Below are 14,179 nucleotides of genomic sequence, written 5' to 3' on the forward strand. Positions count from 1 at the left end.
CCAGCCGGTCGCCTTGCGCGCGATGGACAGCTCCCGGTTGACGGTATCGGCGTCCATCTCGTCCGCCCGCGCCGCCGCCAGCTCGGCCAGCACTTTCGGCAGTGCCGGGTCGTCGATGGCGGTGACGGGGAAGGCGGGCGGCTTCGCGCCCCGGCGGGCCGGTCCGGTCGGCGCGGGTTCGCCAGCCAGCATCCACCCCCAGGTCGTCAGAGAGATCCGGTAGATCCTCGCGGAGGATTCGCGATGCCCGCGCCGGTGAGGTACCGCTCGACCGCCGCGGTGTACGACGAGGGCGGGGCGGACAGGGGCACTACCCCGGCGCGTGGCAGCCGCAACGCGCCCCCGTCTCCGAGTTCGGTCACCGGTTCGATCGCCATACCCATCCCGCCCTCCCGGCCCTGCCGCAGTAAATGCGTACACCTCGCCTGTGACAGCTGGAGAACCCGCCGCAGGTCGCGATGATCACGCTAGAGGCTCCTCCGCAGTAAATCCGGCATTTACCGCGACAGGCGCTGTGTGTGGCGCAAGGCGTGGTAGCGAGCCGGTTTTGCCGGAATAGCGGAGGATGTCGCTATGAAGATTGCGAGTCCGTCTTTCCAGGACGGGGGCTGGATCCCTGCCGAGCACTCGGTGGACGGGAGCGAGTCCTTGGTACCGCTGGAGTTCGATGAGGTGCCTGCCGGGGCGGTGAGCCTGGCGCTGGTGGTGCACGATCCGGATGTGCCCCGGGAGAGACGGCCGGATGGGAACTTCGACCACTGGGTGGTGTGGAACATCCCCGCGGGGCAGCGCCGCCTGTCCGAAGCCGAGGAGGGAGTGGGGGTGGTGGGGGTCACCACGAGGGGTACGAATACGTGGATTGGTCCGGCCCCGCCGCCCGGTGACGGCCCGCACCGGTACTTCTTCACCCTGTACGCGCTCGACACCGTCCTGGAATTGGCGCCTTCTGCGGGGCGTGCGGAGCTTGAAGTGGCCATGGCAGGTCATGTCCTGGAGCAGGCGGTGTTGATGGGCCGGTTCCAGCGCGGTTGAGAAGGCTCAGGGGCTGGGCCCGGCTGTCCGGCTTGTTCGCTCCGGCTGAGGGCAGCAGGCCCGCGGCCGGAGCGGGGCTGGTCAACGGGGCGGCCGTGGGTTTGCCCCTGCTGGCGGGTGTGGTGGCTGGCGATCCCGAGGCTGGGGCACTGGCGTGCCTGGGCGCGTATGTGGCCGCGTTCACCAACAAGGGCGGCCCCCGGAGGCAGCGGACGGCCGGGCTGGTGGTGGCGGGTGTCGTCAACGCGCTCGCGTTCTGGGCCGGAGAACTGGCCACGGGACTGTTCCCGCTCGCTCTGGCCCTGCTGCTCGTGCTGGTCTTCCTCGCTGCCATGGGCGAGGCGGTGCATGGGATGGTGGCCCGCCTGGGCACCATGCCGGCGACCGCGCTGCTGGCCGGAGCCGGCCAGGCCGCCTCCGGGCCATCGGACGGCACGGTGAGTGCCGCGCTTCTCGTATTGGCGGGTGGCCTCTGGTACGCCGCTGCCACCGGCCTGCTCACCCCCGCCCCGCGCCTGCGCAGCGTCCTGACGGCCGCAGCCGATCCCTACCGGGAGGCCGGCCGACGCCTCGTCTGGATCGCCGCCGGCTCTGACCGTGGTGACGGCGACCATACGAGTGCGGTTCCCGCGTTGCGCAGGGCACAACAGGCGGCTCTGGCACTGCGTGGCCCGGGCGGTGATGAAGGCCTGGCTGCCCGGGTCGATCCGCTGCTGCACCAGGCGGCCCTGCTGGGCGACCTCACTGCGGCACTGGCCCAGACCGGCCCCCCGCCGCCGCCCATCCGACCGCAGTTCACCGCCGCCGCCCAGGCGCTGGCCAGCCACCTCTCGCATACCGCACGGAAGCTCGCCTCTCCGGGCCACGCGACCGCCACTCCGGAGGCGGCCGGGGCGCTGAAGGATCTCGGCCTCGTCTGCGACGCCATGCGTTCACGGACAGCTCTGGGCCAGGAGCCGTACGCGATGCTCGCCAGAGCCGGGCGCCAACGCCGGCTTCTCGAACGCATCCACACCGCCACCCTCACCGCGCACCGGCAAGCCGGTGCTCTGGCAGCAGACGCTTCCACCCGGCTCCACCCAGTCCCACCACGCAAGATCGGATTCGACACCGCACGCCTGCGCGCCGCGATGACGCTCGACTCCTCCGCCTACCGCCACGCCCTGCGCGTCACGGCCGTCTGCGCCGCCGTCTTCATCCTGGTCACGGTCACGGGCCTTCCGCACGGCGAGTGGGCGACCCTGGCCGTCCTGCGCGTCCTGCGCCCCCAGTACGGCACCACCCTCGAACGCGCCGGACAGCGCATCGCCGGCAACCTGATCGGCGGCATCTGCGCCGCACTCCTCATCGCAGGAGTCACAGACCCCGCGGTTCTCGCCGTCCTGCTCTTCGCGATCATCAGCGCAGGGTTCACCCTCAGACCCGTCAACTACGCCTTCTGGGTCGTCTTCGGCACCCCCCTGGTGCTGCTGATCGGCGACGTCGCCCAGCCCGGAGACTGGGCATCAGCTCTTGAACGCATCGCCATGACCGTCCTCGGCAGCGCCGCCGCGCTCCTGGGCGGCTACCTCCTGTGGCCCACCTGGGACCACGACCGACTCACCCAGCACACCACCCAAGCAACCCACGCCACCGCCACCTACCTGGACGCGGCCCTACACTCGCTCACCGACCCCAAGGCGCTCCCCGCAGACCATGTTCGCCGCGCAGCGGAAGACGCACTCGTCAAGGCCCGGGCCACATGGCAGCACGCCAGCAAAGAACCCTGCCGCAACACCGAAGCCCTCGCGGTCGCCTCCGCCACTCTCACCACCCTGGCCTCACTCCTCGAGCACATCGGCGCCTTGACGGTACACGCCACGTCACGCGCCAGGCTCATCCCCGGCCTTGCCGACTACCGCACTCATGCCCGCGCAGCCCTGACAGCACCGCAGCCTGCCGAGCAGGACACGCACACGCAAGCCCTGACCGACACCCTCGACGCCATGCGCCTCTACCTCGTCCAGCTTCACGCCCAGCGGCTCGGTGAGCTCCCCACGCACCGGAACGACGACACCCGGACACGCGGAGAGGTCCGTGACAACGAACCCGTCATCAGGCTCCTCGCGGACATCGCAGCGTGCATCGTGCGGATCCCTCACTCGTTGCGGTGAGAACGCTGCCCGTGCGGTAGAAGCGAGCACTTCTCCAGCCCGCCGCGCCGAGGTTCAGCGGACCGCCCGGGCGGTGGCTTCGGCGGAGCGGGGGCGGGGCACGGTGACCGGCAGTCCCAGGTCGAGCCGCTTGTCCATGTCGAGGCGGAAGGTGCCATACGGGTTGACGTTCGACCAGAACAGCGCGGTCAGCCCACGCCGGTCCGCATCGCCCAGCTTCTTGGCCCAGGCCGGTTCAGCCAGGACCTCCTGCACCAGCAAAGTATTGACGTGTACGAGCGCGGAATGGAGCAGGTGCAGTGCCAGCATCGAGGTCTCGGCATGCTCCTTGTCCGGGCCGGTCAGCGCGCCGTCCTTGCCGTAGTGGAGCACCGTGTTCGCGCTGTTCCAGTTCTCCACGACCTGGAGCCCGCCGTGGATCTCCCGGCGCAGGCCGGGGCCGGCCAGGTAGTCGCAGGCGAAGACAGTGCGGACCGCTCGGCCGAGTTCCTCCAAAGCCTGGTATGTCGGGTGCTTGGGGCCGCCGCGGGTGAAGCGCCGCAGGACCTGCTCGGCCTCCGCTGCGAGCCGGAGCGCGGTGGCGTACTTGACCATCTGGTCGTACTGCTGCCCGATCAGCTCCCAGCGGATGGGGCGGGTCAGTGAGGCGCCGAGCGCTGGCCATCCGGGCGGGGTGTCGTCCGGGCGATACAGGCGGATGCTGCCGATGTTCTTCAGCCGCGGGAGCAGGCGGAAGTTCAGCAGCTCCGTGAAGGCGAACCCGACGACCGAGGCGCCGTGGGTGTCGACGTAGTTGGATTCGATCTCGGCGTCGGTGCAGTGCCGCAGCAGGCCCTCGATCATCGCCGCGACCTCGGACGATGAACAGGACTTCAGCTGGGAGTAGATGCAGACGTTCTTCCGCTAGACGTGCCGTACGTCCTCGCCCGCGTCCCGAAAGTCCGAGGGGTACATCTTGATCGCCCGTGCCCGCCAGGGGGCCACCAGCTTCTCCGAGCAGTCCGCGAACAGCCCTTCTGGCAGACCGAGCTGACGGACGGCGGTCAGCTTGGTGATCTCCGTCAGGAGCGAGTCCAGGCCCACCGCGCCGGGGTCCCGCTTCAGCGCCGCCAGCAGCGCGGTGCCGTCCTCGTTGCCCTCCGCCACCATCTCCAGTATGCGCCCGGCGCACACCTCGCTCAGACGGGCGACGGTCCGCGCGCAGAAGACCCGGTCCGCCCGCGCGCCCGCGCGGCGGCCACGATCGGCTCGATACGGCCCGGGGGCTCGATGCGGTCGCTGCGGCACTGCACGAGCAGGGCCTCGCGCAGCCGGTCCTCCACCAGCTCGACGGGGCAGACCTCATCGGCGAGCCAGCCGGTCAGCCGTTCCTCGTCGGCGCGGGTCGACGGTCGGAACCCGAGGGCCTCGCGGATCTGCGCACGGTGCCCCTTCGCGGACCGGGACGACAGGTCGTACTTCGCCAGGTCTCCGCCCGGCACCTTGACCACGTCGGCGACGTAGTCAACCGCGGCCGGCGGGAACTCCTCCAGGCACTGGGGGAACCGGCCCTCCAACTCGAAATACTTCAGCATTACTGACTTCGGCTCGTCGGGGTGAATGTCTTTGAAGTCCCTGACGGGTACGGATGAGTGGCTGTATCCGTGGTGTGTGAGATATGCGGATGGGGGCGGGCTGACTCCGACGGGGCGCCGTCGACGGGAGTCTGTGCGGATGCAGGCGGCGGAATTGTTTGAGCAACAGGTCAAGCCGTCGGAGGTTGCAGCGCGGCTGAGAGTGAGCGTGAAGTCGGCTTATAAGTGGCACCAGTTGTGGCGGGAGGGTGGCGTTCAGGCCCTGGCCTCCCGCGGTCCGAGCGGGTCGCGGTGTCGTCTGTCCCCGCGGTGTCTGGAGAAGCTGGCCGCGTATCTGGAGGAGGGGCCGGCCGCTCATGGATGGGTGGAGGACCAGGTGTGGACCGCCTCAAGGGTGGCCACGCTGATCGGCGGGAAGTTCCACATCACCTACAGCGTCTCCGGGGCCACCCGGTTGATGCACCGGCTGGGCTTCAGTCCTCAGGTTCCCGCCCGGCGGGTCGCTGAACGCGACGAACAGGCCGTCGCCGTGTGGAAGGAGGCGACCTGGGCGGAGGTAAAAGGGCGAGGGCGGCCTGCGGGGGCTACGTCTGCTTCGAGGACGAAGCCGGCGTCACCCGGAGGCCGCCTCGCGGACGGACCTGGGGCCGGCGCGGCATCACCCCGGTCGTGACGGTCAGCGGCTGGCGTTCGGGACGGCTGTCGGTGGCCGGGCTGATCGCGATGCGACCGGGGTCGAGGACCCGGCTGTGCCACCGTCTGCGGACCCACCCCGCGGGAAAGGGCACACGTCGCAGCATGGGCGAGCGGGACTTCATCGCGCTGATCGACGGAGTCCATCAGCTGGTCAGGGCGCCGATCGTGCTGGTCTGGGACCGCCTGAACACCCACGTGTCCCGCAAAATGCAGGGTCTCGTGGCGGAGCGGAAGTGGCTGACGGTGTTCCTGCTGCCCGCCTACTCACCCGACCTCAACCCGGTCGAGTGGGTATGGGCCCACGTCAAACGCAGCCTCGCCAACCTCGCCGTCATGGCCCTCGACCGCCTCGAAACCCTCGTCCGCAACCGCCTCAAACACCTTCAATACCGGCCCCACACCCTCAACGGCTTCATAGCCTGCTCCGGCCTCACCCTCGACAACCCAGCCTCACCTTGAAACGCCGAAGTCAGTACTGACCTTGAAGTCGTCTTGTCGTAGGGGCTGACGGTTGGTGATCGTCGCGGTATGCCGGATGTATGAGGTATCCGCAGGGTGGGAATCTGACCGCGGAGAGACAAACATTCCGTGAGCGGGTCCGGATGGAAGCAGTCGGGATGTTTGCCGATGGGCGGGGCAGCACGGAGATGGGCCTTGACCCCGGATCTTGGACACCGGAGACCCTTGGATCTTGATGGTCCAGGAGAACGGAGTCCTTTGTGGGGATGAAGCATTACCCCGTCGAGTTCAAGGCGGACGCGGTCGCGTTGTACCGGTCGAGGCCGGGAGCGACGATCAAGTCGGTCGCCGGTGGTCTCGGGGTGAACACCGAGACGCTGCGGAACTGGATCCGGGCCGCCGACGGCCGCCGACCTGGCGCCCCCTCCGCACCGCCGGCCGCGTCGCAGGCCATCGGCGACGCCGTTCCGGCCGAGCTGGCCGCAGCCCGCAAGAGGATCCGTGAGCTGGAGGAAGAGCGGGACATTCTCCGCAAGGCGGCCCGGTATTTCGCGACGGAGACGCGCTGGTGAACCGCTACCAGTTCGTCCAGGATCACCAGCGCCGGCACGGCGTGAAGCGGCTCTGCGACATCCTCGGCCTTTCCCGGTCGAGCTTCTCCTACTGGCGCCGCACCGCGGCAGCAAGAGCGGCCCGCCAGAGTGTCGAAGCCCAGATCGCGGCCCGGATACGCAAAATCCACCAGGACTCCGACGGCACCTACGGAGCCCCCAGGATTACCGCGGAACTCCGCGACGAGGGCGGCCCGGCAGTCAACCACAAGCGCGTCGCCAGGATCATGCGGACCATCGGGCTCGAGGGAGTCCGCCTGGGCCGCCGGCACCGCACCACCGTCGCGGACCAGGCCGCGGCGAGGCACCGGACCTGATCGGCCGTGACTTCACCGCGGCCGCGGTGAACACGAAGTACGTCGGCGACATCACATACCTGCCGGTCAGCGGCGTGAAACCGCTCTACCTCGCCACCGTCATCGACCTCGTCTCACGCCGATGGGCCGGCTGGGCGATCGCCGACCACATGCGGACAGAGCTCGTGATCGACGCCCTGACGGTCGCCGAGCGGACCCGCGGGAACCTGGCCGGAGTGATCATGCACACGGATCACGGATCTCAATATTCGAGCAGGGCATTCGCTGAAATCTGCAGGTCAGCAGGGGTCCGGCAGAGCATGGGCGCGATCGGCTCCAGCGCGGACAACGCAGCCGCGGAAAGCTTCAACGCCGCCTTCAAGAGAGAGACACTCAAAGGCCGCAAAGCCTGGTCGAGCGAGCGCGAGGCCAGACTCGACGCCTTCCGCTGGCTGACCCGATACAACACCCGACGTCGGCACTCGCGCCTCGGCCAGCGATCCCCGATCGCCTACGAGAACGCCCTCCAAACAGCAGCAACTACCCTGGCTCAGGCCGCATAGATGTGTTCAAAATCCGGGGTCAAGGCCCCACCGCCTCGCGTCCTGGATCGGGGTCTGCCCCGGATAGAACCAGTTGGCCGGGGTGAACCGCTCCGGCCGAACCCGCCCCGGGAACAAGAACCTCAAACGCCTGCTCGGGATCGCCGCGATGGTCGCCATCCGGAAGAAGGACTCCTGCCTCGGTGTCTTCTTCCGACGGATCGCGGCCAGACGAGGTGGCAAACGGGCCCTGGTCGCCGTCATGCACAAACTCTCGATCGCCATCTGGCATGTCCTGCACGACCACGCGCCCTACCGTGACCTCGGCATCGACCACTTCACCCGCCGCGATCCCGAACGCGCTATGCGCCGCATGATCAAGGAAGCCAACAACCTTGGACTGACCATCCGCTTCGACCCCATCACGGCCTGAACCACCGCACCACGGGGGTCATTTTCGTGTCAGTCCCCCCTCTCGCGGTAGGAATAGCAGCGGCCAGCCTGGCGTACGCCGTCAGCAATCGGGTTCGGTGAATGCTGTGCAGTTTCGGGGGATTTCACACAGCATCCCCCTGGACGGGCAGCTGCTCGACGTGACGGGGTGGACCGACGACGAAGAGGCGGGCAGGGTCGCGCTGATCGCCGAGGACGGTCTCTACGGCCCCGGCGGCCGCGCCCACTACGAATCCCGGGCGGGGGACCCGGGTCTGTGGGACTGGGCGGGCGACACACCACGACCACCCGGCGGCGGTGACCTCCGGGGGCCCCAGGCGGGAGGGAAGGAACAGTGCTCCTTGGATTGCCCGAATAGCCAGTCAGGAAAATTCCCACAATGGCAGAATAGCCAAACATGAACTCCCTCGATTGAAGTGCGAGAGGCATTACCATGAAGCTAATTGTAAGCGGACACGGAATCATGCACCCCGGAACCTCCCCAGCTATGATTAAACTCCCAATGGGCGTCCGTGTTCACTTCTATCAGGAGTTCCTTCACAATCTTTCAGACGAAAAAGGCAGACTGCTGGAGAAGGCCGTCTACGATTCTCTGCCCACTCGGACTTACGAGTGGGCAGATTATGACTTGGCTCCTCCGCTGCCAGAGGGGGCAGAGAAGACCTTTCTCAACGAGCTAGATTGCGAGCCGGGGTACTGCTGGAATTTCTCTGCACGTCCCGCCGATGGTCTTTCGCTCGCGTTCGTTTCTCCGGATTCAGAATTTGAGCAGCTTGTCCCGATCTCGGAAATCACTCTCTCGGAAATCATTGAAAGCCATCCCCATATTTCAGAAATTCACTGGGCTGCATGCTTGGCCGTTGATCTCAAAGATGTCGGCGGACGGGTCGGTGCGATGGTCAATACGGGTTGGGACTCTAGCGTGTCATCGGATCCCGCCTTTTTCCCTGACGTCGAAGGGAACGTAAAGTCCGACCCAGGCTACGACGAAAATTCGAAGATTGGTCGCGTTGCCTACGAGTTGGCCAGGCGTGCCATGCCGAAGGGTGCCACCTATGATGCGGATGTCGCCTATCTCATCACAGAGCTTCTCTGGGCGAAGGAATCGGGAGGTGCGCGTGGCCTAATTCGAGCATTCTTGAAATTTGAAGATAACTGGAAGCGTGCATTTCTTTTGAATGATACGCTACGGTGGTGGCTGGATGGGGAGGGTGTAAATATTCGTGGCGGAAACGTTTCACACAAGATCCTCAGTAATTCCAGTGTTGAATTTTGGGAAAAGTCTAATTTTGACTACTCTGCCCTCACGGATGAGCAGTTCAAGCTGAGTACTCTGCAGGTGACACCCAAAATTATGGAACTGAACACTTCGTGCATTGCCAAACTATTGAAAGATTTCTCCGAAGGAGACGATCAGGCTAGTCTGTCCTACTTCCAGACGTCGGACGTCACGGTTATATTCGACAAGGCTAGAGGTGATTCCTCTGCTTGGGCATCTGAAATATTTGGACGGCTTGCGAATGAAGTTTTTGCAAGTGGTTCAATCCGTTGTGGGCGGAGCTTCGGACGGGTCCGTCTATATGTCTCCGGTGGGGCAGCTGCTGAATCCTTTCTGGAATTCATCGGGCCCAAACTGCGGAGTCGAATTTCGCAATCAACTAACTTCCTCGCATCCTAGCCGACGAAAGGAATCACATTCCTTCCTTTCATCCCATCAGGTGCCCTGTGTACCGGGGGACTTTGAGCTGGTCGCAGAGGTCGGCGTAGGCCCTGGATCCGTACTGGGCTCCGTGGTCGGAGTGGAAGATCGCGCCGTCCAGCGAGCCGCGGGTGCGGGCGGCCATCCTCAGGGCGTCGGTGACGAGGTCCGTGCGCATGTGGTCGGCGATGGACCAGCCGACGATCTTCCGGCTGAAGCAGTCCGGCACAGTCGCGAGGTAGAGGAACTTCCCTTCTGCGACTGGGAGATACGTGATGTCGCCCATGAGTTTGCGCCCCGGCTCGCCAGCGGTGAAGTCCCGCTGGAACAGGTCGGGGACCGGTGAGGATGCCTGGTCGGGGACGGTGGTGCGGACGCGTCTGCGCAGGCGGATACCGGTGATGGAGAACGTCCGCGTGATTCGTGCGACCGCTTCTCGTTGACCCGGTGTCCTTTCTCGCGGAGCTCGGCGGTCACCCGCGGGGAGCCGTAGGAGGCGCCGGACTCGTGGTGGACTTGGCGGATCTGTTCGGCCAGGACCAGGTCCTCTTGTTGCCGGGCGGCCCTCGCCTCGGCGCCGGCGAGCCACTTGTAGTAGCTGGAACGGTTGACGTCCAGGACCTGGCACAGCCGCTTCACCTCAAAGGTGGCCCGGTGGTCGTCGACGAACTGGAAGCGGCTGGTCACCAGTTCGTCTCGCCGGCGAAATACTTGGCCGCCTTGCGAAGGATGTCCCGCTCGGTCGCGAGTTTGCGCTCACTCGCCTCGAGTTCCGCCACCCTCGCCTCCAGGCGGCGGACCCGTTCATCCGGATCCGCGGATGCGACCGCCGCCGGCCGGGCGGGTGGCCGTGCAGGTGCGGCGGTGACGCCACGGCGTTCGCGGTCCCGCAGTACCCACTCCCGCAGGGTCGCCCGGTTGACGCCCAGGTCAGCGCCGATGCCCTTGTACGTCGCCCCGGGTGTGGACTCGTACAGGGCCACAGCGTCGGCCTTGAACTCGTCCGAATAGTCCTTCAGCGCCATCGGCGGTCTTCTCGCTTCCTCCGGATCAAGCAGATCCAGAATCAGCGTGTCCACCACTCAGGGGGAGGCCCCCCCCGCGAGGAACCTGTTGCTCTCCATACCGGTCCGCTCGTGGGCGAACACGGTCGCGGGGTCGCTGCCCGGGGGCGGGGCGGGCTGTCGATAGTGGCGCAGGTGCGGCACGGTCATCAACGATTTCAGCGTGCGCGCTGCCTGGGCAGCGTCCTTGGCCGCTTCCTGCCTGCCGGTTTCGGCGAAGACCCGGCAGGCCTCCAGAAACGGCGCGGAGACGCTGCGGGCCGGCCATGTACCACCAGGGTGCTGGTGGCGGGCAGGGTCCGAGGGAGGCAGGAACGGCCGGCCTTTCCGAGCGCGGTGAGCGCCGCCCTCCAGGTCGTCTCGGAGGAGTTCGCCTACCGGACCTGTCACCGCCTGGATGTTCACGCCGTGCTTGCGGTGCCTGCCGGAGTAGTCGTCCTGGCCGTTGTCGACGCGGTCGCACTTGGCGAGCGTGCCGTCCACGAACACGTACTCGGGACGTGTCTGCCGCGGTGCGCGGGTGAGTGAGGGAGCGCGGGCAGCCAGGTGTGTGATCACGCTGTGTACATAGGTGTGGGGCGTGCTCTCGCTAATCCTGAACCCGGCCGCGATCTGGGCGAGGGTGTCGTGCCTTGCGCAGATACACGAGTGTGATCAGGACCCGCTGAGAGGCAGGCAGCTTGCACCGTCGGTCACCCTCCCGGGTGACGATCAGCATCGCCACCCACACCACGAGGGCATGCGGAAGGTTCAGCGCGGCAGGATAGGTGACCAACAAGGCTCCCTGGCAAACGAGTTGAGACGTGAGACATATCGCTCACCGTCCGGGAGCCTCGCCCGCTACGAGCCCCTGCCCGTCACCCGATCGGTGGCCAACTCAAAGAAGCTCATTCTTCTTCGGGCGCCCTCGCGGGTGACGATGAGCATTCTGACCCCACTCCACGAGTGCGTAGGGGACATTGAGTACGTCACGACAGGGAATTAACGTAGCCCAAGGCTGAAGCTGATCATAGACACCTCGCTCACCACCCATGACGCTTCGCCTGTTTCACCGCCCGCAGCCCGTCACCCGATCGGTGGCCAGTTTTAATCACTCAGTGGCCGATGCTTTTTTACCGCCACGGCTGAAATCAGCCCTATGGTTGCTTAAACTTCCGTCTAAGGGCCATCCCTTTAGCATGAAAATCTCGGAACAAGACTCTAAGTGAATTAACCTACAATTAGGGGAATTAGTGGCACTCGACGTTTACATAATTGGACACGGGAACGGATTTCGAGACGAGGAGGTTATGCTTCCGAAGGATTTCTGCATCAAAACCTATGCGCCCGAAGGTTATAATATTCCACTGGCCGATGAAAGTGCGATATTGGCCAGATCTGGGACCGGGGACCCCGTAGAAGTTTACGAGACCCGAAGTGAAGGTTACCTGATCAGGAATTACTATCTGGCGCCCCTGACGATTGCGCAAAAGGAAAGGGCAGAGCAGGTCCTACTGCTGCCCACCAATTTGATATTCGTGGGTTACACGCCGGGATTCACAACTGAATCCCGCCTGTGTTCCACTCCGAAACTTTGTCAGAATTTTTGGAATCTTGGATTTCATCATACCGATTGCGCTGGGATAATAAACAAGATTCACAGGCGCTACAGCAGCGGGCTTGTGAATCTGCATATGCTCTGCTGTATGCCCCATAATAGGGACGCGAAGAGCTGGTCCCCTCTTTCCCCCCCAGAGAGCCGCGTGCAGGACCCTGGCGAAACCCCTATGAACTCAAGTTTCTCTAGTGCGATTTTTGAGTTCAAGGAAAAATTCGATTCAGCCGACAGTCTCGAGCAGTCCATGCTAGAGAAGTCTACGTCAGCAATGCGAGCACTACGGACTGCCTACGACGCACTCCCATCGGAGGCGCCGCTCCTGTACCAGAAATTCGATATGGGGCACGTTCATAAAATTGCAGTAGATTTGCAATCCGGGTCCCCCTATCCAGAATTTTTCAGCACACTCGAATGTGATGATTCGGCTTGGAGGGAGTGCTTCTATTCATGGATGAGAGAAAATGGAGGCCCGGAGCAGAACCACTGGGCGGACGCATTGTGGTTCCTTTGCTATCGCCCAGGAGTAGAGGGGAATTTCCAGGTTTTCGACGAGTACCTGCGATCCGAAGATCTGATAGACAGACTACCCGCCGAGGCTAGAGAAGCCGTTTCGAAGGTGTTTCTCAAGCTTGAAAAGGATAGCGAAATATTCAACTGCGCAGACGAGTTTAATTCGCTAAAACTATGCCTTATCGACTATCTTGAAGTATTCTTCAATGAATTCCTTCATGCTTTCCGGACAGTCCTGCTTGATTACCAATCCGAGTTCTCATCCGACATAGAGACTTCACTTTTCGGGAGCGTCGGATCGGGGGGTAGTATTGTCGAAATTTTTTAGCAAGCCATATTGCATTCGAATTCGAGAATGGCGAGTTACCTACGTCAGCTCGTTGGGGTGAATGGTTGCGAAGTCCCTGATGGATGTGAGCGGGTTCCTGTATTCGTGGTGTGTGAGATATTCGTATGGGGGCGGGTTGAGTCCTGTGGGGCGTCGGCGCAAGGAATCGGTGTGGATGCAGGCGGTCGAGCTGTTCGAGCAGAAGGTCAAGTTTTCGGTTGAAGCTCCCCCGTCCTGGATAGCCCCGTTCACCGGGCTGAGCCCGCGGCAGTTCGGGAAGCTGGTGACCGTGCTGCGGCGTGAGGGTGCGGATGCGGTCCGCAAGGGACGGCCGTGGAGTCTTCCGTTGGAGGACCCGGCCCTGCTGGTCGCGGCGTACTGGGGCACGAACCTGACCATGCGGCAGCTCGCCCCTCTGTTCGGGGTCTCGAAGTCGGCGGCGTACCGGATCATCGACCACCTCGGGCCGATGTTCTCTCTCCAGCCCCGCAAGCGGTTCGCCAAGGACACCGTGCTCATCGTGGAGGGCACCCTCGTGCCCACCCGCGACCATGCCATCGCCGAGCGCGTTCGGTACTCCACCAACCACCAGGTCGTCATCGACGCCGACACCCGCCTGGTCGTCGTGGTCGGCCGGCCGCTCGCCGGGAACCGCAACGACTGCAAGGCATGGGAGGAATCCGGCGCCAAAGCCGCCGTCTGCAGCACACTCACGATCGCCGACGGCGGCTACCCGGGCACCGGACTCGTCATCCCGCACTGCCGGCAGCGCGGCCAGACCGCACTCCCGGACTGGAAGGAGGAGCACAGCACGTCCCACAAGCAGGTCCGGGCCCGGGTCGAGCACGTCTTCGCCCGCATGAAGACCTGGAAGATCCTCCGCGACTGCCGCCTCAAGGGCGACGGCGTCCACCACCCCATGCTCGGCATCGCCCGGATGCACAACCTCGCCCTCGCCGGATAGCCCAGCGGGCCGCACAGCGGCCAACCGCACCCGAGGGCACCCGAAGATCATTTACGGGACAACCCTCACGAGCTCGTGCATGGTTGGCGGTGGCGCCACGAGAGGTGCAGGTCAGCGTGGTGGTCACTGTCCCTGACGGGTGCCTCGGGTGGCGGTTTGCTGGTGTGAGAGGAGTCCGGCAACGGCTTGGATGGTGTCGCT

General features: G+C 64.7%; 12 protein-coding genes and 5 pseudogenes. 9 read left to right on the plus strand and 8 right to left on the minus strand.

The window, feature by feature from the left end; genetic code table 11:
• Positions 1-192 (minus strand): annotated as a pseudogene (locus ACZ50K_RS36970) (site-specific recombinase); the annotation flags it as partial.
• A gap of 381 nt (positions 193-573) precedes the next feature.
• Here ACZ50K_RS36970 and ACZ50K_RS36975 point away from each other — a divergent pair.
• Complete coding sequence (locus ACZ50K_RS36975) at positions 574-1,032, plus strand: YbhB/YbcL family Raf kinase inhibitor-like protein (protein ID WP_468911723.1); 459 nt, start codon at positions 574-576, stop codon at positions 1,030-1,032.
• A gap of 95 nt (positions 1,033-1,127) precedes the next feature.
• Positions 1,128-3,185 carry an FUSC family protein gene (locus ACZ50K_RS36980; protein ID WP_468911726.1) on the plus strand — a complete coding sequence of 686 codons (2,058 nt, stop codon included), beginning with the start codon at positions 1,128-1,130 and terminating at the stop codon, positions 3,183-3,185.
• Between the two features lie 54 nt (positions 3,186-3,239).
• On the opposite strand, the gene ACZ50K_RS36985 is transcribed toward ACZ50K_RS36980, so the two are convergent.
• From ACZ50K_RS36985 to ACZ50K_RS36995, 3 genes are read right to left on the minus strand one after another with little or no spacing between them, the layout of a single operon-like run.
• Positions 3,240-4,028 (minus strand): Tn3 family transposase, encoded by a 789-nt coding sequence (locus ACZ50K_RS36985; RefSeq protein WP_468911729.1) that lies wholly within the window; start codon positions 4,026-4,028, stop codon positions 3,240-3,242.
• A gap of 60 nt (positions 4,029-4,088) precedes the next feature.
• Positions 4,089-4,334: a hypothetical protein gene (locus tag ACZ50K_RS36990; RefSeq protein ID WP_468911731.1), complete on the minus strand. Its 246-nt coding sequence runs from the start codon at positions 4,332-4,334 to the stop codon at positions 4,089-4,091.
• A 29-nt stretch (positions 4,335-4,363) separates the two neighbouring features.
• Complete coding sequence (locus tag ACZ50K_RS36995; RefSeq protein WP_468911733.1) at positions 4,364-4,759, minus strand: DUF4158 domain-containing protein; 396 nt, start codon at positions 4,757-4,759, stop codon at positions 4,364-4,366.
• 76 nt (positions 4,760-4,835) lie between these two features.
• Here ACZ50K_RS36995 and ACZ50K_RS37000 point away from each other — a divergent pair.
• The 5 genes and pseudogenes from ACZ50K_RS37000 (at position 4,836) to ACZ50K_RS37020 (ending at position 9,494) form a co-directional block, all read left to right on the plus strand.
• Positions 4,836-5,914 (plus strand): IS630 family transposase gene (locus ACZ50K_RS37000; protein WP_468911746.1). Its coding sequence is split into 2 segments (ribosomal slippage): positions 4,836-5,337 and positions 5,337-5,914, totalling 1,080 coding nucleotides; the frame shifts between segments, so codons are not numbered across the junction.
• A gap of 80 nt (positions 5,915-5,994) precedes the next feature.
• A pseudogene (locus ACZ50K_RS37005) lies at positions 5,995-6,090 on the plus strand (helix-turn-helix domain-containing protein); the annotation flags it as partial.
• An 84-nt stretch (positions 6,091-6,174) separates the two neighbouring features.
• Positions 6,175-7,384, plus strand: a pseudogene (locus ACZ50K_RS37010) (IS3 family transposase).
• 73 nt (positions 7,385-7,457) lie between these two features.
• Positions 7,458-7,796, plus strand: a complete 339-nt coding sequence (locus ACZ50K_RS37015) for a hypothetical protein (protein WP_468911736.1) — start codon at positions 7,458-7,460, stop codon at positions 7,794-7,796.
• A 453-nt stretch (positions 7,797-8,249) separates the two neighbouring features.
• The gene (locus ACZ50K_RS37020) at positions 8,250-9,494 is read left to right on the plus strand and encodes a putative adhesin (protein WP_468911738.1); all 1,245 of its coding nucleotides are present in this window, start codon (positions 8,250-8,252) and stop codon (positions 9,492-9,494) included.
• A 28-nt stretch (positions 9,495-9,522) separates the two neighbouring features.
• Here the strand turns inward: ACZ50K_RS37020 and ACZ50K_RS37025 are convergent, their stop codons facing one another.
• The 4 genes and pseudogenes from ACZ50K_RS37025 to ACZ50K_RS37040 all read right to left on the minus strand — a co-directional run.
• Complete coding sequence (locus ACZ50K_RS37025) at positions 9,523-9,936, minus strand: DDE-type integrase/transposase/recombinase (protein WP_468911748.1); 414 nt, start codon at positions 9,934-9,936, stop codon at positions 9,523-9,525.
• Positions 9,937-9,956: 20 nt separating this feature from the next.
• Positions 9,957-10,202: pseudogene (locus tag ACZ50K_RS37030) on the minus strand (IS3 family transposase); the annotation flags it as partial.
• Positions 10,199-10,594, minus strand: coding sequence for a transposase (locus ACZ50K_RS37035; RefSeq protein ID WP_468911741.1), 396 nt, complete (start codon positions 10,592-10,594; stop codon positions 10,199-10,201). The gene ACZ50K_RS37035 and the pseudogene ACZ50K_RS37030, both read right to left, overlap by 4 nt.
• A gap of 348 nt (positions 10,595-10,942) precedes the next feature.
• Positions 10,943-11,354, minus strand: a pseudogene (locus ACZ50K_RS37040) (transposase family protein); the annotation flags it as partial.
• A 457-nt stretch (positions 11,355-11,811) separates the two neighbouring features.
• On the opposite strand from ACZ50K_RS37040, the gene ACZ50K_RS37045 reads away from it, so the two are divergent.
• Together ACZ50K_RS37045 and ACZ50K_RS37050 are read left to right on the plus strand one after the other, a co-directional pair.
• Positions 11,812-13,014: a putative adhesin gene (locus ACZ50K_RS37045; protein ID WP_468911744.1), complete on the plus strand. Its 1,203-nt coding sequence runs from the start codon at positions 11,812-11,814 to the stop codon at positions 13,012-13,014.
• A gap of 256 nt (positions 13,015-13,270) precedes the next feature.
• Positions 13,271-13,978: a transposase gene (locus ACZ50K_RS37050; RefSeq protein ID WP_468911751.1), complete on the plus strand. Its 708-nt coding sequence runs from the start codon at positions 13,271-13,273 to the stop codon at positions 13,976-13,978.
• Positions 13,979-14,179: the final 201 nt, after the last annotated feature.

The sequence above is a fragment of the Streptomyces sp. NPDC033845 genome, from assembly GCF_055576225.1.